The 20323-nt window shown below is 59.2% G+C and carries 14 protein-coding genes and 1 pseudogene; 6 read left to right on the top strand and 9 right to left on the bottom strand.

Annotated elements, in window-relative coordinates; genetic code table 11:
- Positions 1–4: 4 nt before the first annotated feature.
- Positions 5–1210, bottom strand: coding sequence for a multidrug effflux MFS transporter (locus tag CFE47_RS05765; protein WP_286835882.1), 1206 nt, complete (start codon positions 1208–1210; stop codon positions 5–7).
- 101 nt (positions 1211–1311) lie between these two features.
- Here CFE47_RS05765 and CFE47_RS05770 point away from each other — a divergent pair, with 101 nt between their 5' ends.
- From CFE47_RS05770 to CFE47_RS05785, 4 genes are all read left to right on the top strand, one after another.
- Positions 1312–2418: an efflux RND transporter periplasmic adaptor subunit gene (locus CFE47_RS05770; protein ID WP_286835883.1), complete on the top strand. Its 1107-nt coding sequence runs from the start codon at positions 1312–1314 to the stop codon at positions 2416–2418.
- Between the two features lie 2 nt (positions 2419–2420).
- On the top strand, positions 2421–5504 hold the full coding sequence (locus CFE47_RS05775; protein ID WP_286835884.1) for an efflux RND transporter permease subunit: 3084 nt from the start codon (positions 2421–2423) through the stop codon (positions 5502–5504).
- Positions 5505–5644: 140 nt separating this feature from the next.
- On the top strand, positions 5645–10411 hold the full coding sequence (locus CFE47_RS05780) for an RHS repeat-associated core domain-containing protein (RefSeq protein WP_286835885.1): 4767 nt from the start codon (positions 5645–5647) through the stop codon (positions 10409–10411).
- Positions 10411–10827: a hypothetical protein gene (locus CFE47_RS05785; RefSeq protein WP_286835886.1), complete on the top strand. Its 417-nt coding sequence runs from the start codon at positions 10411–10413 to the stop codon at positions 10825–10827. The genes CFE47_RS05780 and CFE47_RS05785 overlap by 1 nt, the downstream gene beginning before the upstream one ends.
- Before the next feature lie 192 nt (positions 10828–11019).
- Here the strand turns inward: CFE47_RS05785 and CFE47_RS05790 are convergent.
- Positions 11020–11496 (bottom strand): annotated as a pseudogene (locus tag CFE47_RS05790) (M20/M25/M40 family metallo-hydrolase); the annotation flags it as partial.
- A 399-nt stretch (positions 11497–11895) separates the two neighbouring features.
- On the opposite strand from CFE47_RS05790, the gene CFE47_RS05795 reads away from it, so the two are divergent.
- The gene (locus CFE47_RS05795) at positions 11896–12261 is read left to right on the top strand and encodes a hypothetical protein (protein WP_286835887.1); all 366 of its coding nucleotides are present in this window, start codon (positions 11896–11898) and stop codon (positions 12259–12261) included.
- A 98-nt stretch (positions 12262–12359) separates the two neighbouring features.
- Here CFE47_RS05795 and CFE47_RS05800 read toward each other — a convergent pair whose 3' ends face one another.
- The 3 genes from CFE47_RS05800 to CFE47_RS05810 all read right to left on the bottom strand — a co-directional run bounded on the left by CFE47_RS05800 (position 12360) and on the right by CFE47_RS05810 (position 15421).
- Complete coding sequence (locus tag CFE47_RS05800) at positions 12360–13589, bottom strand: M20/M25/M40 family metallo-hydrolase (protein ID WP_286835888.1); 1230 nt, start codon at positions 13587–13589, stop codon at positions 12360–12362.
- 48 nt (positions 13590–13637) lie between these two features.
- Positions 13638–14696, bottom strand: a complete 1059-nt coding sequence (locus tag CFE47_RS05805; RefSeq protein WP_286835889.1) for a diguanylate cyclase — start codon at positions 14694–14696, stop codon at positions 13638–13640.
- 92 nt (positions 14697–14788) lie between these two features.
- On the bottom strand, positions 14789–15421 hold the full coding sequence (locus CFE47_RS05810) for a LysE family translocator (RefSeq protein WP_286835890.1): 633 nt from the start codon (positions 15419–15421) through the stop codon (positions 14789–14791).
- A 125-nt stretch (positions 15422–15546) separates the two neighbouring features.
- Between CFE47_RS05810 and CFE47_RS05815 the strand changes: the two genes are divergently transcribed.
- Complete coding sequence (locus CFE47_RS05815) at positions 15547–16959, top strand: aminotransferase-like domain-containing protein (protein WP_286835891.1); 1413 nt, start codon at positions 15547–15549, stop codon at positions 16957–16959.
- Here the strand turns inward: CFE47_RS05815 and CFE47_RS05820 are convergent.
- The 4 genes from CFE47_RS05820 to CFE47_RS05835 form a co-directional block, all read right to left on the bottom strand.
- Entirely contained in the window at positions 16937–18016 is a 1080-nt protein-coding gene (locus CFE47_RS05820) for a sigma-54 interaction domain-containing protein (protein ID WP_286835892.1), read from the bottom strand. The two genes, CFE47_RS05815 and CFE47_RS05820, sit on opposite strands and share 23 nt — an antisense overlap.
- Positions 18017–18113: 97 nt before the next feature.
- Positions 18114–18779 (bottom strand): methionine ABC transporter permease, encoded by a 666-nt coding sequence (locus CFE47_RS05825; RefSeq protein ID WP_286835893.1) that lies wholly within the window; start codon positions 18777–18779, stop codon positions 18114–18116.
- On the bottom strand, positions 18776–19522 hold the full coding sequence (locus CFE47_RS05830; RefSeq protein ID WP_286835894.1) for a methionine ABC transporter ATP-binding protein: 747 nt from the start codon (positions 19520–19522) through the stop codon (positions 18776–18778). The genes CFE47_RS05825 and CFE47_RS05830 overlap by 4 nt, the downstream gene beginning before the upstream one ends.
- On the bottom strand, positions 19519–20313 hold the full coding sequence (locus tag CFE47_RS05835) for a MetQ/NlpA family ABC transporter substrate-binding protein (protein ID WP_286835895.1): 795 nt from the start codon (positions 20311–20313) through the stop codon (positions 19519–19521). The genes CFE47_RS05830 and CFE47_RS05835 overlap by 4 nt, the downstream gene beginning before the upstream one ends.
- Positions 20314–20323 lie beyond the last annotated feature (10 nt).

A 20323-nucleotide genomic window follows, 5' to 3' on the forward strand; every position in this document is an offset into this window, starting at 1 on the left:
CGTTCTATGTATAGGACAATCCATTGGCCTTGCGTTGACGCAACAGGTGAAACGCCACAAAGGCCGTCACCGCAAAGCTCGCCTGGATGAGGATCATCGGCGTGGCGCTGCCGTCACGCAGTTGGCTCAGCAACAGACCGCTGCAAGTGGCACCGAACATCTGCGCAAACCCCATCAAACCTGCCGCCAAACCCGCGCGGTGCGCGTTGGGCATCACGGCCCCCGTAACCGACCCGGGCAAGACCAGCCCACCGCCAAGGGTGACCAAGGCAATCGGAATATCCAGGCCCAGCACCGACAGCCCGAACAGCTCGTAAATCACTACCGCCGAAATCCCACCGACCGCAACCATCGTCACGCCCATCGCCACAATGCGCTGCGGCCCCAAGCGCAGAATATTGCGCCGGGTGTAGGTGGAACCCACGATCAGCATCGACACGATCAGGCCAAAATTGATGCCGTATTCCAGGCTGCTGAACCCCAGCAGGTTGATGAACACCGCCGATGAACCGGCGATCACCGCGAACATCGCCCCGTAGGTGCACGCCAGCGCCACGGCGAACGCGCGGTATTGGCGGCCCTTGAGCAGGTCGAGGTATTGCCCGCCGAGCGTGCGCCAGTGGCCGGCTTTGGGGTCGAGGTAATGGTTGCTTTCACGAAAGAACAGCAGCGCCAACAGCAACACCACGCTGCCAATCACCAGCGCGAGCACGATCGGCGCATGCCAACCGAACAGCTTGATCAGCAGACCGCCAACCATCGGTGCCACCACAATGGCGTAGAGCATGCCGATCATGGTCAATGCCAACGCAGGCCCCGCCTCGGCCTTCCACACATCGCGTACTACGGTGCGCGCCAGCACCAGCGCGGCGCATGCGCCCAGGCCTTGCAGCACGCGAGCGGCGATAAATTGGTGGATGTCGCTGACCAACAGCATCGACAGGGTCGCGAGGACATACAGCACCAGGCCACCGATCAATACCGGGCGACGACCAATACGGTCCGACAGCGGGCCGAACAGCAATTGCCCCAGGCCAAAAGCAGCAACAAACGCCGACAACGCCATCAACGCCGAACCCGGCGGCGCCATCAATGCCTGCTCGATGGTGCCCAGGCCAGGGATGATCAATTGGGTCGAGACTTCACCCAGCGCCGTAAGGGCCACCAGCAAAAACAACAAGTTGCGTGAAGGAACAGGAGCATTTGCCATGGTGATCATCCTGGGGCTGGATTAATTTATATTTCGACCATAATATTAGTAAAAAATTATGTCCATAATTTTTTGCCCAATGGTCACCCCCGGAGCCCGCCATGCACCCTCTTCCCCTGCGTCTTCTCACGCCCCTGGCCCTGTTGATTGTGCTCAACGGCTGCAACAGCCAGGCCGACACCGCAGCCCAAGTACCCACGCCACGCCCGGTTTTGGCGGCCAAAGTTGAAGCGGCCGGCACCCAGCAAAGCGCCTATACCGGCGTGGTGGCTGCACGAACTGAAAGCGACTTGGGCTTCCGGGTCAGCGGCAAGGTCATCGAGCGCAAGGTCGACCCTGGCCAGCACGTCTCCCGTGGCGACACGTTGCTGGTGCTGGATATCGGCGATTTCGAACTCGCGCTGCGCTCGGCCAAAAACCGCGTCAACGCCGCCCAGGCCCAACTGCGCCAGCGCCGTGACGATGAAAACCGTTACCAGCGCCTGGCCAATACCGGCGCCGTGTCGCGGCAGATCTTCGACCAGTCGGCGACCAACCTGCGGGTCGCCGAAGCCGAGTTGGCCTCGGCGCAATCCGACGCCAGCCAGATCGAAAACCGCCGCACCTACTCGGTGCTCAAGGCGGATGGCGACGGCATCATCACCGACGTACGGGTGGATCGCGGCCAAGTGGTCGCCGAAGGGCAGATCGTGGCGCGGCTGGCCCATGACGGCGCCCGTGAAGCCATCGTCAACCTGCCGGAAAACCAGCGCGACCAAGCCTCGCAAAAAGCCCTCGCCTTCCCCTTCGGCGCACCCGATCAAGCGGTGACTGCAACCTTGCGCGAACTGTCCGCCAGCGCCGATCCCACCACCCGCACCTACCGCGCCCGCTATGTATTGCACGGCACCTTTGATCGCTTCGCGCTCGGCTCGACCATCACCGTACGCCTGCAAGGCAACGGCCAGGCCCAGCAAACCCGCGTGCCTATCGGCGCCTTGCAGGATGCAGGGCAAGGCACGGGGGTGTGGCTGATCGGTGCAGACGACAAAGTCAGCTTCGCCCCGGTGAAGGTCGCCAGCCTCGGCCAGGAAGACGCCCTGCTCGACAGCGGCGTGGCCCCCGGCCAAATCATCGTCGCCCTCGGCGCGCACCTGCTGCACAGTGGTGATGCCGTGCGCCTGCTGCCCGCCCAGGAACTGGCCCTCAACCGTAAGCAGGATCGCTGAGCATGCGCGGTATCAATCTCTCAGAGCTGGCGGTCAAGCACCGCGCAGTCACGCTGTTCCTGATCCTTGCGATCCTCGCCGCCGGGGTCTTCTCGTTCGGCAAGCTGGGGCGTGCCGAAGACCCGTCGTTCACGGTCAAGGTCATGACCATCACCGCCGCCTGGCCTGGCGCCACGGCCCAGGAAATGCAGGAACAAGTCGCCGACCGCCTGGAAAAGCGCCTGCAGGAACTGGACTACTACGACCGTGTCGAGACCATCGCCCAACCGGGTTTTGTGTCCATGCGCATGACCTTCAAGGAGTCCACTCTCCCCAGCGAAATCCAGGACCTGTTCTACCAGACCCGCAAGAAGCTCAGCGATGAGGCCGCGAAACTGCCCAAGGGCGTCATCGGGCCGTTTTTCAACGATGAATATTCCGATGTGTACTTTGCGCTGTACGCCCTGGAGGCCGAACACCTGCCCCATCGACAACAGGTGCAGATGGCCGAGGAACTGCGCCAGGGCTTCCTTAACCTGCCGGGGGTGAAAAAGGTCAATATCCTCGGCGAGCAGCCGCAACGGGTGTTTGTCGAGTTTTCCTATGAGCGCCTGGCGACGCTGGGCATCAAGCCGGATCAAATCTTCCAGGCCCTTGCCGCCCAAAACGCCGTGGCACCTTCGGGCTTTGTGGAGACTGCAGGGGCGCGCGCCTATATCCGTATCGATGGCGCGTTCGACAGCCTGTCGTTGATTGAAAACGTGCCGCTGGAAGTCAACGGCCGCGTGCTGCGCATCGCCGATGTGGCCACCGTCAGCCGAGGCTATGAAGACCCGCCCAGCTATCGCATCCGCCACCAGGGCGACCCGGCGCTGATGCTCGGCGTGATCATGGAGAAACACTGGAACGGCCTGGAGCTGGACAAAAGCCTCAAGGCCCAGGAAGCAAAAATCCAGGCCGATTTACCGCTGGGCGTGAACTTCGCCAAGGTCTCCGACCAGGCGAAAAACATCAGCCTGGCGGTGAATGAATTCATGCTCAAATTCTTCGTCGCCCTGGCGGTGGTGATGGTGATCAGCCTGCTGGCGCTGGGTTTTCGCGTGGGGTTGGTGGTGGCCGCCGCAGTGCCGCTGACCTTGTCGGTGGTGTTTGTGATCATGCTGCTCACCGGGCGTGAATTTGACCGCATTACCCTCGGCGCATTGATCATCTCCCTGGGCCTGCTGGTGGACGACGCGATCATCGCCATCGAGATGATGGTGGTGAAACTTGAAGAGGGTTTTGACCGGATACACGCCGCGACCTTTGCCTGGAGCTCCACCGCTGCGCCGATGCTGACCGGCACGTTGGTGACCATCATCGGCTTTCTGCCGGTGGGGTTTGCACGCTCCGGCGCCGGGGAATATGCCGGCAATATCTTCTGGATCGTAGGTTTTGCGCTGATTTCTTCCTGGCTGGTCGCAGTGGTGTTCACCCCCTACCTCGGCGTGAAATTGCTGCCGCAGATCAAACCGGTACCGGGCGGCCATGATGCGATCTACGCCGGGCGTTACTACCAGAAACTGCGTGGGCTGGTGGAAGCCTGTGTACGCCGGCGCTGGATGGTCACCGGTTTGGTGGTGACGGCGTTTGTGTTGTGCGGGCTGGGCATGGGTGTAGTCAAGAAACAGTTCTTCCCCAATTCCGACCGTTCCGAGTTGATCCTGGAGGTGTATATGCCGCCAGGCAGTGCCTTCAAAAGCACTGAAGCGGTGGCGGCGCAGTTGGAAAAAGCACTGATGGAAGAACCGCAGACCACCCTGGTCGACACCTATGTGGGCGGCGGCGCACCGCGCTTTTTCCTGTCGCTGAACCCTGAGCTGCCGGACCCAGCGTTTGCCAAACTCATCGTACAGACGCCGGATTCCCATGCCCGTGATGCCTTGAAAGTGCGCATGCGTGAGCGCATTGCCGCCGGGGAATTTCCCTCTGCGCGCGTGCGCGTGACCCAACTGCTGTTCGGCCCGCCGGTACCGTTCCCGGTGGTGTTCCGTGTTTCGGGGCCCAATGTGGATGTGCTGCGCAGCGTGTCCGAAGACGTGCGCAAAGTCGTCGCCGCCAACAAACTGACCAAGGACGCCTTCCTCGATTGGGGCGAGCGCACCAGCGGCTATCGCCTGGTGTTGGACCAAGACCGCCTGCGGCTGCTGGGTTTCACCCCTAACGAGGTCAAATCCCAGCTCAACGCCCTGCTTAGCGGCAACCCGATCACCGAAGTCCGCGAAGGCAACCGCACGGTGTCCGTAGTTGCCCGCGCCCAAGGCAGCCAGCGCGAAAACCTCGGCAACCTCAATAACATGACCCTCACCAACAGCGCGGGTACCTCAGTGCCGCTGGCACAGGTGGGGCATTTCCAGGCGGTGATGGAGGAGCCCATCCTCAAGCGCCGCAACCGCGCGGCCACCGTGGAGGTGCGTGCCGACATTATCGACGGCGTACAACCGCCCGACGTGGAAATGGCCGTGTACAAGGACCTGCAACCGCTGATCGCCACGTTGCCCGCCGGCTACCAGATCGACATCGGCGGCCCCGTGGAAGAAAGCGCCAAGGCCAACGTCGCACTGGCGGCGTTGTTCCCGATCATGATCCTGCTGACCCTTACAGTGATCATGTTCCAGGTGCGCTCGTTCGGCGTGATGTTCATGGTCTTCGCCACCGCGCCATTGGGCTTGATTGGGGCGGTGCCGACCTTGTTGCTGTTCAACCAGCCATTCGGCTTCAACGCGATCCTGGGGTTGATCGGGATTGGCGGGATTCTGATGCGCAACACGCTGATCTTCACCGACCAGATTCGCCAGAACCAGGAACAGGGCATGGCGATTCGCGAAGCGATCATCGAAGCCACGGTGCGGCGAGCGCGACCGGTGATCCTGACCGCGTTGGCGGCGGCGTTGGCATTTATACCGCTGACGCTGTCGGTATTCTGGTCGTCGCTGGCCTACGTGCTGATTGGCGGGGTGTTGGTGGGCACGGTGCTGACGCTGTTGTTCCTACCAGCGTTGTGCAGCCTGGTGCTGGGCCGGGCCAAAACGAAAACTGCCGAAACTTCCCACATAACCGCCGGATAAGCTCTACTCCCCTGCCCTGACAACCTCTGCAAAGTCCCTCGCCTGAATACACAGTGCGAGGGATTGCAGATGGTTTTTCTTGTGAGCGTTTTTGTTGACCGGGTCCTTTCAGACGCCGCTCCTGTAGGGAGCCGTCAAGGATGACTAACGCTTCTCACATTGCCCATATCGAACATGAACTCGATGGTTTTCATCAGAGCCTGGTGATTTATCGCCAGCAGATGAATGCCTGGTATTCGCGTGCCTTGGATTCGGTGAGCCATGCGGCGGATATGCCGTCGTTGCTGGGGATGGATCGGGTGTTGCGGGTGGGGGATTCGCAGCGGTCGGTGAGCATGAGCGATGCTGATTTTTCGACCGTAGCCCGTTGCCCGGTGGGTGGTGAGCTGAAGATCGAGAGCAAGTTCGAGTCAGCGTACGACGTGCCGATCGGCGAGATTCCGGTGGAGGTGATCGGGCTCGATGACGGCAGTTCCACCGTGATCATGCTCGATGAATACGGCAAGGGTTCGCATCACTGCGCTGCGGGCGGGCGTTATCAAGTGCGGGTACAGGGCGGCGTTTCGGCGGAGCAAGTGGAGGCGTTGTTTGCATCCTACGACGGGCTGACGGCGGACCTGGAGCAGTGGCTTCGCCATGAGTGGGAAGGCTTCAAGCCGCATTGGCAGCGATCAACCGCCAGCGCAATTGGCAGCGGCCTGCTGGCGGGTAGTTGGGGCGCGATTCACGACGTTTGGGACAGCATCAAGCGGGTGCAGGCGATTCTTGCAGACCCGTTGAAGTACGTCGAAGAGCTGGGAGCTGAGGCGGCCAAGCTGGCACAAATCGCCACGGATGCGCCCAAGGTCATGGAGCAGGCCATGTTGTTGGCCAGCGATGAAGCGGCGTTGTTCCTGATGCTGCGCACGGCGATGGTGTGGCTGGACGCGTTACCGCCCAATGCGTTTGCGGAGGTGGCAGCCGGGTTTGTGGTGTCGTTGTTGATCGATCTAGTGATTGCGGTGGTGCTGACCCTCGCGTTTTTGGGGGCGGGTATAGCGTATTTGCGTTTGCGGTTGATCAGGTATGGGGCGCGGGCTTTTGAAGTGGCGGTGAATTTTGTCAGGGGGCTTTTAGCGGTCTTGACGAAGTTTATGCAGGCGGTGGATCGCTATAAGGCGGTGGCGGTTCGCGGGATGGTGGGAGGGTTGAAGCAAGGCACGATGCAGATGCGCTGGAAGGCGCGGCAGAACGCCATGTTGAAGCACAAAGAGCACGTGGATGATGTGCCTGTTTCGGGGAAAAACCTGAACGGCGAAGCGGCTTCGAGTGCGGATAAAACAGCCAAGAATGGCTGCCCGGTGTCGATGGTGACCGGGGAGGAATTGCTCACCCTGGTTGATGGTTCGTTGGACGGGATTTTGCCGTTTGAGTGGACGCGTCTGTATCGCACCAGTGCGGTGGAAGTGGATTGCGGGCTGGGGTTTGGTTGGAGTCATTCACTGGCGCATCGGTTGGAAGTTGCGGGCGATTCAGTGGTGTGGACGGATCATGAGAGTCGCTCCACCACCCTGCCCTTGCCCTCTTCTGCTAGGCCTGCGATTACCAATAGCTTGGCCGAAGTGGCGATTTATCTGGGTGATTTGCCGGATGAGTTGATGCTGGCTCAAGCCTCGTGTTTCTACCATTTCGTTAAGGGTTCGCTAACGGCAATCAGCGATGTCTACGGCAATCGGCTGCGTATTTCCCGGGATTACTCGGGGCGCATCGAACGGGTGGATAACGGTGTTGGGCGCTCGCTTTTTTTGCGTTATGAACTCGGACATATCGTCGCCGTTGATTACCAGATTCAACGGGCAAAGGGTTATGAGCCCTACGTCTGGGTGACTGAACAGAGTGTTGTTTCCTACACCTATGACGACCTTGGACGGTTGGTTTCGGCGACCAATGCCGTCGGCGAAAGTGAGACTTACCGGTACGACGAGCAACACATCATTCTTGAGCGCGGCTTGGCCGGTGGGGCGAGTTTCTTCTGGGAGTGGGAACGGTCTGGCAAGGCGGCGCGATGTGTCCGGCATTGGGCGACTTTTTCCCAGATGGACACGCGGTATGCCTGGGGCGATAACGGCCGCGTCACGGTGTTTAACGCCGATGGCAGCCAGGAAGTTTATGTACATGATCAGCGGGCGCGGTTGGTGCAGCGCGTTGATCCGGATGGCGCCGAGCACTTCAAATCCTACGACGACAAGGGCCGGCTGACGGTTGAGCAAGACCCGCTGGGAGCGGTGACGGCGTATCAGTACGACGACGCCGGACGTTTGATGGCGTTGTTTCCCGGTGATGATGAGCCAACGACCTACGAACACGACAATGGCTTCGTACGAGTTGTTCGGCGTGGCGAGGCAGTCTGGAAATACGAGCGCAATGACCAGGGCGATATCACGCGCAAGATTGATCCTGATGGCCATATCACAGACTACACCTACAACAAGCACGGACAACTGATTGGGGTTTGGTACCCCGATCACAGCTCTCAGCGGCTGGTGTGGAATGAGCGTGGGCAGTTGCTTGAGGAGCAACTGCCCAATGGTGGCATCAAGCGTTATCGCTATGACGACGTTGGACGGCAGGTTGCTCGGGAGGATGAGCACGGCGCGCTGACCCAGTATCAGTGGGATGGCGTTGGGCGGTTGATGCGTGTGGTGCTGCCTGGTGGGGCTTGTAGGGAATATAGCTACAACCCTTACGGAAAGATCACGGCCGAGCGCGATGAACTCGGGCGCGTGACCCGCTACGAATATGCGGATGGTTTGCACCTGATCAGCCGTCGCATCAATGCTGACGGTACCCAGGTCAAATACCGCTACGACAACGTTCGGTTATTGCTGACCGAAATCGAAAACGAAGTCGGCGAAATCTATGGGCTGCAATATCACCCCAACGGCCTGATCCAGCAGGAAACCGGCTTCGACGGCCAGCGTACCGCTTACGTCTACGACCTCAACGGCAATCTGCAGGAAAAGACCGAACACGGCGATGACGGCAGTCAGCTAGTCACCCGCTACGTGCGCGATCATGCCGGTCGGCTCGTACGAAAAACGCTTCCCGACAGCAGCGTTGTTGACTATGCCTACGACCGCCAAGGCAACCTCCTAACCGTCGACGATAGCCGCTGGTTTCTGGCCTACGAATACGATACCCAAAACCGCCTAACCGCCGAACACCAAGGCTGGGGCACCCTGCGCTACGGCTACGACGCCTGCGGCCAACTTCAAAAGCTGCGCCTGCCCGACAACAACCGCCTCGTCTTCAACCACGCAAAAGGTGGACACCTCGCCACGGTAGAACTGAACGGCTCGCTACTGACATCCCACCTCTTCAAATCCGGCCAGGAACATCAACGCCAACAAGGCCAACTCCTTAGCCACTACCACTACGACGATCAACAGCGCCTGCACGCCCACGCCCTCACCCACCAGGACCAATACCTCTACCAACGCCAATACGACTACGACAAATCCGGCAACCTCACCCGCCTGATCGACACCCGCAAAGGCGACCACCACTACCAGTACGACCCACTAAACCGGCTGACCCGCGCCGATCACTCCCAAGACGTACAAGAGCGCTTCGGGCACGACCCAGCGGGCAACCTGCTGATGCAAGACCGACCGGGCCCGGATGTCGTCGCTGGCAATCGTTTGATTAGCCAAGGCGACAACCACTACGACTACGACGCCTTCGGCAATCTGATCCGCGAACGGTGTGGCAAAGGCCATCTACTCGTCACCGAATACCGATACGACTGCCAACATCGACTGATCGGCGTCTCAACACCCAATGGCCAGACCGCCAGCTATCACTATGACCCGTTTGGCCGTCGCATCAGCAAAACCGTCGACGACATCACCACAGAGTTTTTCTGGCAAGGCGACAAACTCATCGCCGAACACCACAAAAACAAACACCGCAGCTACATCTACGAACCCGACAGCTTCCGCCCACTGGTAATGCTGGAAGGCTATGGCCCCAAAGAAGCAAAGCCCTACCACTACCAACTCGACCACCTCGGCACACCCCAGGAACTCACCACGCCTGAAGGCGAAATCGTTTGGTCCGCCCACTACCGCGCCTACGGTGAAATCTCCCGCTTCGACATCGGAAAAATCGACAACCCGGTGCGCTTCCAAGGCCAGTACTTCGACCAAGAAAGTGGCCTGCACTACAACCGCCATCGCTACTACAATCCGGATATTGGTCGTTACCTGACGCCTGATCCGGTGAAGTTGGCGGGTGGGATCAACGCCTACCAGTACGTGCCTAACCCTACGGGATGGATCGACCCATTAGGCTTAAGTACATGCCCCGGCGGGGACGATTGCAAGCCAAGCACTACCACGCAGCAACCAACAGCGAGTGTTGATCAAGGAGAACCTGCGTTACCGCAGCTGACACGGGAGCAGCGACAGGCAAGAATTGATGAACTAACGGAGGCTAATGCAAAGCGCCGAGTTTGGGAATATGAGGAAAAATATGAAATGCACACTGTCGCAAAACACGGTCCTGAAATCACCGACTCTGCATTGAAACAGAGGGCTATCGATGGTACAGACCCCGGCACTGGGCTACCTAGCCCAAGTGGAAAAGGAAATTCAAGCTCGCAGTTTCATAGCTGGAAAATGCAACTAGGCGCTTTGAATAAGGCCATGACTCGAAAATCGCTTGGGTTAGAACCGTCCAATGGAAAAGATCAAAATCAAAACCCAATACTAAGATTAGAATTACCAGGCGCAGGTCGGGGTTACAGACCTAACAAGAAGGATACGGAAAATCCACACCTTAACGAAAACATGAACTGGTTTGAGGTCAAATTTGACAAAAAAGACAAAGACAGACCATTTACGGCTTTCCCTAGCGAGAAAAAATAATGTTGAAAGATCCTTTTTTAAACGAGCCGTTCGACCCTAGTCTCAAATGGTTCATTGGAGTATTTGACGTTTATGACCGAGAGCAAGAGTTAGGTGCCAGATTGCAAAAATACAATCCAAATGACAAAAACGACCGAGAGGTGCTAATAAAAAATTACGCTCTGGATTTACCGTACCTGACTTACAGACATAAATACCTTTTGATCAAAAAACTAGAAGAACACTTAACCGAAGAAAATTACGACTTCCAAAATTTATTTGAAATAAGCGATGACGAGACAAGCTCATGGCCCAGAGCAGAATGGTACAACCTTGAAAGTCCTAGAGACTTCTTGGAAGCCGTATATCTTGTTGCTCAAAATGCCTGGAAAGATGACCTCCAAAAAGCCAGCCTCGAAGCCCCATCAACGTGGTGAGCCTCCCCTCACTCTTCAAGCCAGCCACAATCCCCTGTAGTGAGCGAGCTTGCTCGCGCTGGGCCGCGCAGCGGCCCCAACCCAGACAATGCATTTCTTCAGGTAGATCAACATCGCCTGGTTTGGGGCCGCTTCGCAGCCCAGCGCAGGGCAAGCCTGTTCACTACAACAGGTTCATGCCCCATCGCATGATCAGCGTTTGCTCAGTTCCATAATCATTCGACTCAACAAATACACCCGTGGCACCACACTCTCTACCTCCGCATATTCCTCCGGCGTATGAATATTGCCCCCCACAATCCCAAACCCATCCAACGTCGGTGTCCCCACCCCAGCCGACAAACTCGCATCGGCCGCGCCACCGCTGCCTTCAATCGTCAACTTCTTGCCCAGTTCCCCATAGATCCCCTGGGCAATCGCTACCAACTTGTCAGACTCCGGCGTCTGCGGCATCGGTGGCAGACCACGTTGCAGGCTGGTTTTCACCTCGGTCTCCGGGATCAACTTGTTGGCCGACACCCGTGCCAAATCCTTCTCGATACGATCAAACTCTTCCGGCAACGCCGCACGCACGTCGGCTTTTGCCGTGGCTTGATCAAGAATCACGTTTACCCGATCCCCCGCCTTGAGCACGGTAAAGTTGATCGTGGTTTTCTTCTCGTCCTTGAGCCGTTTGACGGAAATTGAGGCTTCACACTCCCGAGCACACTTTTTGGAAAAGCATGGGGCTCAAACGTCGCTGGAGTCGCAACTCGAACGAGTGGAAACAGCTAAAAATCCCACGACCGGGGAGATTGAGAGGCACTTAAGTGGCCCAAATATAGGACTGCCAAGGCCACCTAGTGCGGCAACCCATTTTCTAAGCCACAGGGATCAGCTCAATGCAATTCACCGTGCACAGCTGATCTTCAAGCGGATAAACTTGACGGCATCTAAGGAGCCCATGGACATGGGGAAAATAATAGCCGAGGGGTACAAGAAAGATGGTTACGAATACGGAAAAACATCAAAAGCTAGGGTTTTCTTAGACGAAGACGGGCAACCTATAACAGCCTACGGAGACTTCTAATGAGACTCGAACCACGCTTATCAATCATCCAGGGTCTCTTGTTCACTTATTGCACTGAGAATTCGCAAGACTTGGCAAGAGAAGCGTTTATCACATCAAAAAACGTCAACAACGAACACGAACTTAAAGAGCTTTTTGAAAAACTAACTAAACCTGAGTTCTTGCGATATAAGAATGATGAAAGGCGCTGGCACATCAACACACTCCAGCACTTCCTGGCAACGGAAGAAAGCTTCGAGTCGGTCTTTTATTTATTTGACACACACTTCACAGACAAAATCTCTGACAAAAGAAAATTCATGAAAGTACTGCTTGAATCTCTCTTAAGTTATGAAGCAGAAGCAAACTTTAGCGATTCAAAATGAAAATACCCATGCGCACAAAATAGCCTACCCCCCTGTGGCGAGCGAGCTCGCCACAGGGGTCCGTTACACCTTGACGTAGGGAGAAACGCGCGATCCGATCAGCGCTTACTCAACTCCATAATCATCCGACTCAACAAATACACCCGTGGCACCACAGTCTCCACCTCCGCATATTCCTCCGGCGTATGAATATTGCCCCCCACAATCCCAAACCCATCCAGCGTCGGTGTCCCAACCCCAGCCGACAAACTCGCATCTGCCGCGCCACCGCTGCCTTCAATCGTCAACTTTTTGCCCAGTTCCCCATAGACCCCCTGGGCAATCGCTACCAACTTATCCGACTCCGGTGTCTGTGGCATCGGTGGCAGACCACGTTGCAGGCTGGTTTTCACCTCGGTCTCCGGGATCAACTTGTTGGCCGACACCCGCGCCAGATCCTTCTCGATACGATCAAACTCTTCCGGCAACGCCGCACGCACGTCGGCTTTTGCCGTGGCTTGATCAGGAATCACGTTTACCCGATCACCCGCCTTGAGCACGGTAAAGTTGATGGTGGTTTTCTTCTCTTCATCCCCCAACTTGCCCAGTTGCAAAATCTGGTGCGCCGCTTCCATCGCGGCATTGCGGCCCAGTTCTGGGGCGACGCCGGCGTGGGCGGCTTTGCCTTTGACTTCGACCACCGCAGTCGCGCTGCCTTTGCGCCACACCACCAAACCATCGGCTGGGCGGCCAGGTTCAAGGTTGAGGGTCACGTCGTGGCCCTTGGCGGTTTTGCGGATGAGGTCGGAGGCGATGTCGGAGCCGGTTTCTTCGCTGGCGTCGAGCAAGAAGGTGATCTGCGCGTAGTCCTTGAAGCCCTGGTCCTTGAGGACTTTGAGCGCGTAGATGCCGGCGACGATGCCGCCCTTGTCATCCATCACGCCGGGGCCATAGGCGCGGCCGTCCTTGATATGGAATGGGCGCTCGGCGGCGGAGCCTTCCTTGAACACCGTGTCCATATGGGCCATCAGCAGGATCTTGGCCTTGCCCGTGCCCTTGAGGGTAGCGATCACATGGCTGCTGTTGGCGGCCGCATCCGGCACGCGTTCAATCTCGAAGCCCAGTTGTTTCAACTCATCGATCGCAATGTCGCTGACTTGGGTCAGGCCGGGCCCGTAGCCCGAGCCGGAGTCAATATTGACAAGACGCTCCAGCAGTTTCAGGGCATCGGCCTTGTAGTGTTCGGATTGGGCCTGGATCTGTTTGTGCGGTTCGGCGCTGTAGGCCGGCAGGGCGAAGGACAAGGCCAGCGTGGCGGCCAGGAGGGTGCGGGGGAAGTTGAAGAGCATGAACCGATCCTTGTTTTTTGTTGGAAGGTGCCGCCACACCCTACCCCACTAGATCGATCGCAACCAACTCCCCTGCACCGAACTGACGCGGTTGCGCCCGCTGCTCTTGGCCTCGTACAACGCCTGGTCGGCGTCGCTCAGCCAACTGGTCGAGTCAGCATGGGCCGGTTGATACGGCGCCAAACCGATGCTCAGGCTGGCGCGCAAGGTGGGGTCCTGGGCATAGGCCAGGGCGTTGAAACGGTCGCGCAAGGCGTCCATTACTTCGGTGGCGCGGTTGAGCGGCATGTCTGGCAGGATCACGCAAAACTCATCACCGCCATACCGCCCGGCGAGGTCAGTGGCCCGCAGGTTCTGGCGCAGCACCTTGCTCAGTTGGCGCAGGACGATATCGCCGGTGACATGGCCGTAGGTGTCGTTGATGACCTTGAAGTGGTCGATGTCGATCAACGCAATTGCCGCCCCTGCCGGGCCTCGGCGGCAGCGCTGGAATTCGATTTCAAGATGGTCCTTCCAGGCACCGTGATTGAGCAGGCCGGACAAGCTGTCGGTGCGACTCAGGGCCAGCAGTTCGCGTTTGTGCCGGGCCAGGGTCACGGCTTGGCGATAACAGATCCAGCCCAGGGCCAGCGGGTACACCATCAGGATCGGCAGGCACGCATACAACTGGGTCTGGGTGGTTACCGCGATAAAGGCCGGGGCAAAGATCAACAACGACGCGCCGATACCCAACCCCTGCGCCACCCACCCCGCCAGCATGAAGCGCGGGCCGCCAATGGCCACGTTGTTCATGGTCATCATCGACAAGGTGGTTACGCTGGGCAGCGGATTGAAGTGCATGGCACCGACCCAAAACCCACCGCAGAAGGAGTCGAACAGCAGGTTACGCCGTTCACTGCGCAACGTATTACTCGTTCGTAGCGAGGATTGAAACGCCAGATGGGGCCAGACAAAAGCGTTGATCACCATCCACACCCACACCCAGATCGGTGGGTGCAGCGGGTACATGCCAAACACCACGCACACAAATCCGAGCGACAGCCCCAGGGTGCGGGATTTATACAAGCGTGAAGCGAGCGGAAGTCCCTTTCCTCCGGCGACTGGCATGGTCTGGTGTGATCCTGGATTGATGCGTGGAGTCTATCAGGGCAACGGCAAATCGCCACTACCGCTCATAAGCTCAGCCCGCTCACAACCCGTCAATGGGAGAAACCACGGGCCAACATGAACACCACCCCCAGCAACAACACCGCCGTGGCCCGCTGCAACAGCACTCGGCGCTGAGGGTTTTCCAGCACGTGCTTGATGCGCTGGCCGAAATAGCAGTACAAGCAGCCACTGGCGAATTGCAGCAACAGGAAGGTCAAGCCAAGGATGGCGATATCCACCGATGAGTTGTGCCCCCCTGCCCCGGCGAACTGCGGGAACACGGCGCTGAACATGATGATCGCCTTGGGGTTGGAAAACCCGGTCAAAAAGCCCTTGCCGAACAGGCTTCGCGCGCCTTCCACACCTGCGCCCTTGTCGATCGACACACCGCTGCTGGTCCACTGCTTGTAGGCCAGGTAGAGGATGTAGGCCACGCCGACCAACTGGATGCCCTGGGTTATGGCCAGGTTGCCCTTGATCAACTCCGAGAAGCCCACGGCAAAGATCAGGATCGAAATCAGGTACGACACGCTGGCGCCTACTTGCGCCGGGATCGAACGGCGCAGGCCGTCTTTCAGGCCCAGGCTCAATAGCAGCAGGGTCATCGGGCCAGGACTGAAAGTGATGGTGGTGCAAAACAGCAGGAAGTACAGGAACGACGAAAGGGTCAGCGCGCTGGTCATGGGCGGGGGGGCCTGGAGGGAAGAGCTTGCAGTCTAGGCAAGTGCCATTGCACACGGCAGGTAAAGTCAGGCCTAATCCGCCCGGACTTTACCGGTAAAATCACCAGCAAACACAAGGACGCATCATGTTTGTCTCCGCCATCGCCTTTGTGCCTGGCACGCCCAAGGTGCAACAGATTGTCGAGGCGTTCAGCCAGGCCATCGAGACCGGCGAATGGGCGCCCGGCAGCAAGTTGCCGTCGGTGCGCGAACTGACCCAGACCCTGGGCGTCAGCAAGTTCACCCTCAACGAAGCACTGGACCGCCTGCGCGGGCGCAACCTGCTCACCTCAAGCCAAGGCCGTGGCTATTTCGTGGCGATGGACACCGTGCGCCCCGCTTCGTCGACCTGGGTGGACCTGCTGCCGCAAGACCTGCTCAGCGTGTTACGCCGCCCATTGGCCATCGCCCATGGCGACCGACGCCCCGGCGGCGGCCACCTGCCGGAAGACTGGCTCGACAACGACGCCATCCGCCAGGCCATGCGCAGTGCGGTGCGCGCGCCGTCGTTGCGCATCGCCGGGTTGGGCACGCCCGCCGGGCTGCTGCCACTGCGCCAGGCCCTGCAACAAAAGCTGCACGGCGAAGGCCTGTCGGTACCCGTCGAACAGATCATCACCACGCCCAACACCGTGCAAGGCCTGGACATGCTCATGCGCCTGCTCGCCCGCCCTGGCGACACGGTGCTGCTGGATGCACCGTGCTACTTCAACTTCCACGCCAACCTGGCCTTGCACGGGGTCAAGGTGGTGACGATCCAGCGCCGTCCCGACGGTTTTGACTTCAACGCCCTCGAACAGCTGCTGGCCGAACACCGCCCCAGCCTGTACCTCACCACCAGCGTGTTGCAGAACCCTATCGGCCATTCGTTCAGCCCAAGCCAGGCGTTTCGCCTGTTGCAACTGACCCAGCAGTATCACTGCCATATTGTCGAGGACGACCTCTACGGCGACCTGCACCCCAACCCGCCGCCACGGCTGGCCGCCCTTGCGGGGCTGGAACACGTCACCTACCTGTCGGGGTTCTCCAAGGTCCTCAGCGCCAACGCACGCGTCAGCTACGTAGTGGCCGCACCGCAACTGGCCGCCAACCTCACCAACATGAAGTTGATGAGCGGCGGCATTACCTCGGAGCTGTTCGAGCAGATCGTGTACCGCATGCTCAGCGAAGGCAGCTACGCCAAGCACCGCAAGCGCATGGTCCAACGCCTGATGGAAGCCGGTGGTCGCGTGGAGCAATGGCTCAAGCGATGCGGCTGCGAACTGCCGATGGCGTATGAAGGCGGGATGTTTATCTGGGCACGCCTGCCCCAAGGGGTGGACGGCGAATGGCTGGCCCAGGAAGCGTTGAAGCAAGGCATGGTCCTGGCACCGGGGGCGCTGTTCGGCTACGACCCGGCGCACCACGACTCAATGCGTTTCAACGTGGCCCACAGTGATGAGGCCCACACCCAGCGACTGTTCGAGGCATTGTTGCTCAGGGCTTCGCGCGCCCCTTGAGCATGCCGTGGTTGACCAACAGTGTGCGCATGGCGTTGCGGGTAATGCCCAACAGGTCCGCAGTGCGCAGCTGATTGAAACCACAAAACGCAAAGGCTTCGCGCACGATCAAATCCTCGATATCGTGCAACAAGGTGTCCCCCGGTACTTCGAACAAACGCAACAACTGCTCACGCATCACCTCCTGAGGAATGCGCGGTGCACCGCTGTTGGCGCTGGCGTGCATCGCACTGAGCCCGGCGGAGAATTTGAGATGGCTGGGCATGATCGGCTTGTCACCGGCCACCAGCAACGCCAGATGCACCACGTTTTCCAACTCGCGGATATTGCCCGGCCACGGGTAGTCCAGCAGCGCCTGGGTGGCGGATTCGGAGAGCATCGGCTCGGCAATTTTCAGCTTGGCGCTGTACAGCCGGCGAAAGTGTTCCACCAGCGGCAGGATGTCCAGCGGTCGCTCCCGCAGGGGCAGCACCTGCACCTGGGCGACGTTGATGCGGTAGAATAAATCGAGACGGAAGTTACCCGCCTCCACCGCTTGTTCCAGGTCGATGTTGGTGGCGGTGACCAAGCGGATATTGATCTTGATCGGCTTGCGTGAACCCACCCTCACCACTTCCTGCTCCTGCAGCACCCGCAGCAACTTCACCTGCAAAGGCAGCGGCAAGTCGCCGATTTCATCAAGGAACAAGGTGCCGCCATCGGCCTCTTCAAACCAGCCGCCGCGCCTGCCCACGGCACCGGAAAACGCACCTGCCTCATGCCCGAAAAACTCGCTTTCGGCGAGGGTCTCACTGATAGCGCCGCAGTTCACCGGTACAAACGCACCGGTACGCCCACTGGCGCTGTGGATGTAGCGCGCCACCAACTCCTTGCCGGTGCCGGTCTCGCCATTGATCAACACCGGCGCGTCGCTGGGGCCGACGCGCTTAAGGTAATCGAGCAATTGCAGCGAGCGCGGGTCGGCGAACACCAACGCCTTGGCGCGGATCGACAGCGGGTCTTTTTCGCCTTGGGGCAGGGTCAGGATCGGCGTGGGTTGCCCGAGGGGACGGTTCATGAACAATTTCCCGGCGGCGAGATAAAGGAAGTAACGGTGACTTTACCCAGCCGCGCATATAACTAGAAATATTAAAAATTCATTAGTACATAACCGTTTATCGGCGATGGGCCAACGACCTCACGCACCGGTCCCCCAGGCTCTGCACGCCCTGCACCAGCAACACCAGCACAATCACCGTCACCACCATGATCTGGTTATTGAAACGCTGGTAACCATAACGAATCGCCAAGTCCCCCAACCCGCCGCCGCCGATCACCCCGGCCATGGACGAAAAGCCGATCAGCATCACCAGGGTCAAGGTCACCCCGGCCACCAGCGCCGGCAGGGCTTCGGGCAACAGCACCTTGAGGATCACATGGCGAATATCGCCGCCCATGGCCACGATGGCTTCGATGCGGCCTTTGTCCACCTCATCCAGTGCGGTTTCGACAATGCGGGCAAAGAACGGAAAGGCCCCGATAGTGATCGGCACCACAGCGGCGGTGCTGCCCAAGGTGGTGCCGACGATCAGGCGCGTCAGCGGGATCAGCGCGATCAACATCACCACAAACGGCAATGAACGCCCCAGGTTGATCACCGCCCCCAAGCCACGGTTCAAGCGTGGCAACGGCAGCAGGCCATCGCGTCGGCTGACAAACAGCAACACGCCCAACGGCAGGCCGATCAACAGGGTAAACAGCCCGGCCAGTAGCACCATGTACAGGGTTTCGCCGGTGGCGTTGAGCAGCAGTTGAACGATGTCATTCCAATCGGTCTTCATACCGCCCTCACCACTTGCAGGCTCGGTGCCAAAGAACGGCCCAAACGCGAGGATGGATCGGCCTGTAGCTGCACCAGAGTGCCGCTTTCCACCACGCGCCCATCCGCCAGGGACACCGCGCTGTCGCAAATGGCCTTGACCACCTCCAGTTCATGGGTAATCAGCACGATGGTCACGCCGAGCTGACGGTTAATGTCGCGTAGCAGTTCGAGGATCGACGCGGTGGTCTCCGGGTCCAGGGCGCTGGTGGCTTCATCCGACAGCAGATACGCCGGGCGCGCCGCCAAGGCGCGGGCAATGCCCACGCGCTGTTTCTGCCCGCCCGACAACTGCGAAGGAAACGCCTGGGCCTTGTCGCTAAGCCCCACCAACGCCAACAGCTCTGCCACCCGTACGGCGCGTTCGGCCTTGGGGACGTTGGCGATTTCCAGCGGCACCGCCACGTTGTCGGCCACGTTGCGCGAATGCAGCAAATTGAAGCCCTGGAAGATCATGCCGATGCGTTGGCGTTGCTCGCGCAATTGCTTGTCGTTGAGTTGGGTGAGGTCCTGGCCGTCCAGCAGGATCCGCCCGGACGTCGGCCGTTCCAGCAGGTTGAGGCAGCGCAGCAAGGTGCTTTTACCCGCCCCGCTCCGCCCGACGATGCCAAAGATCGAGCCGTCGGCAATCTGCAACGACACGTTATCCAGCGCAGCAGGCTGGCCGTTTGCGTAGGTTTTGCTGACGCCCTCGACGATGATCATTCGACCGCCACCGGGATCACCGAACCGGCGTATTTCTCGGTAATGAACTTGGCCACTTCCGGCGAACGCAGGTCCTTGGCCAACTGCTGGATGCGTGGGTCGTCCTGCAGTTTCGGTGTGGTCACCAGGATATTCGCGTAAGGGTTGCCCTTGGCCGCTTCCAGACCCAATGCATCCTTGGCCGGCGACAGGCCCGCTTCCAGGGCGAAGTTGCCGTTGATCACCGCCAGGTCCACGTCATCCAGTGCGCGCGGAATCTGCGGCGACTCGATTTCGAGGATCTTCAAGTGCTTGGGGTTTTCAGCGATGTCTTTGGGCGTGGCCTGGTCCTTGGATGCGTCATTGAAGCCCGGCTTGAGCTTGATCAGGCCATTGGCTTGCAGCAGGTACAAGGCGCGGCTGAGGTTGGTGACGTTGTTGGGCACCGCTACTGTGCCCTTGTCGGGCACCTGGGCCAGGCTGGTGTGGCGATGGGAATAGATGCCCAACGGCTCGATGTGCACGGTGGCGGCCACCGCGAACTTCTGGCCGAGGGCCTGTTCCTGGGAATTCAGGTACGGCAGGTGCTGGAAGTAATTGGCGTCCACATCACCATGCGCCAGCAGCTCATTGGAGTTCACGCCGCTGGGGATCTCGATGATTTTCAGCTTCAGGCTCGGGTCGAGCTTCTGCACGTATTCAAGGATCTGCGCGTGGGGAATCGGGTCGGCGGCGACGCGCAAGGCATCGGCGGCCGACACGGTGAATGAGGCCAGCAACACTGCCAGGGTAAGGGCGGATTTCTTCAACATAGTGAGCTCC

This window comes from Pseudomonas sp. PGPPP1 (assembly GCF_002255865.1).
GTDB classification, from domain to species: domain Bacteria; phylum Pseudomonadota; class Gammaproteobacteria; order Pseudomonadales; family Pseudomonadaceae; genus Aquipseudomonas; species Aquipseudomonas cremoris.

What these genes read in the sequence shown, in the direction of transcription:
- CFE47_RS05765 (WP_286835882.1), bottom strand. Translation starts at nt 1,210, where the DNA reads ATGGCAAATGCTCCTGTTCCTTCACGCAACTTGTTGTTTTTGCTGGTG.
- CFE47_RS05770 (WP_286835883.1), top strand. Translation starts at nt 1,312, where the DNA reads ATGCACCCTCTTCCCCTGCGTCTTCTCACGCCCCTGGCCCTGTTGATT.
- CFE47_RS05775 (WP_286835884.1), top strand. Translation starts at nt 2,421, where the DNA reads ATGCGCGGTATCAATCTCTCAGAGCTGGCGGTCAAGCACCGCGCAGTC.
- CFE47_RS05780 (WP_286835885.1), top strand. Translation starts at nt 5,645, where the DNA reads ATGACTAACGCTTCTCACATTGCCCATATCGAACATGAACTCGATGGT.
- CFE47_RS05785 (WP_286835886.1), top strand. Translation starts at nt 10,411, where the DNA reads ATGTTGAAAGATCCTTTTTTAAACGAGCCGTTCGACCCTAGTCTCAAA.
- CFE47_RS05795 (WP_286835887.1), top strand. Translation starts at nt 11,896, where the DNA reads ATGAGACTCGAACCACGCTTATCAATCATCCAGGGTCTCTTGTTCACT.
- CFE47_RS05800 (WP_286835888.1), bottom strand. Translation starts at nt 13,589, where the DNA reads ATGCTCTTCAACTTCCCCCGCACCCTCCTGGCCGCCACGCTGGCCTTG.
- CFE47_RS05805 (WP_286835889.1), bottom strand. Translation starts at nt 14,696, where the DNA reads ATGCCAGTCGCCGGAGGAAAGGGACTTCCGCTCGCTTCACGCTTGTAT.
- CFE47_RS05810 (WP_286835890.1), bottom strand. Translation starts at nt 15,421, where the DNA reads ATGACCAGCGCGCTGACCCTTTCGTCGTTCCTGTACTTCCTGCTGTTT.
- CFE47_RS05815 (WP_286835891.1), top strand. Translation starts at nt 15,547, where the DNA reads ATGTTTGTCTCCGCCATCGCCTTTGTGCCTGGCACGCCCAAGGTGCAA.
- CFE47_RS05820 (WP_286835892.1), bottom strand. Translation starts at nt 18,016, where the DNA reads ATGAACCGTCCCCTCGGGCAACCCACGCCGATCCTGACCCTGCCCCAA.
- CFE47_RS05825 (WP_286835893.1), bottom strand. Translation starts at nt 18,779, where the DNA reads ATGAAGACCGATTGGAATGACATCGTTCAACTGCTGCTCAACGCCACC.
- CFE47_RS05830 (WP_286835894.1), bottom strand. Translation starts at nt 19,522, where the DNA reads ATGATCATCGTCGAGGGCGTCAGCAAAACCTACGCAAACGGCCAGCCT.
- CFE47_RS05835 (WP_286835895.1), bottom strand. Translation starts at nt 20,313, where the DNA reads ATGTTGAAGAAATCCGCCCTTACCCTGGCAGTGTTGCTGGCCTCATTC.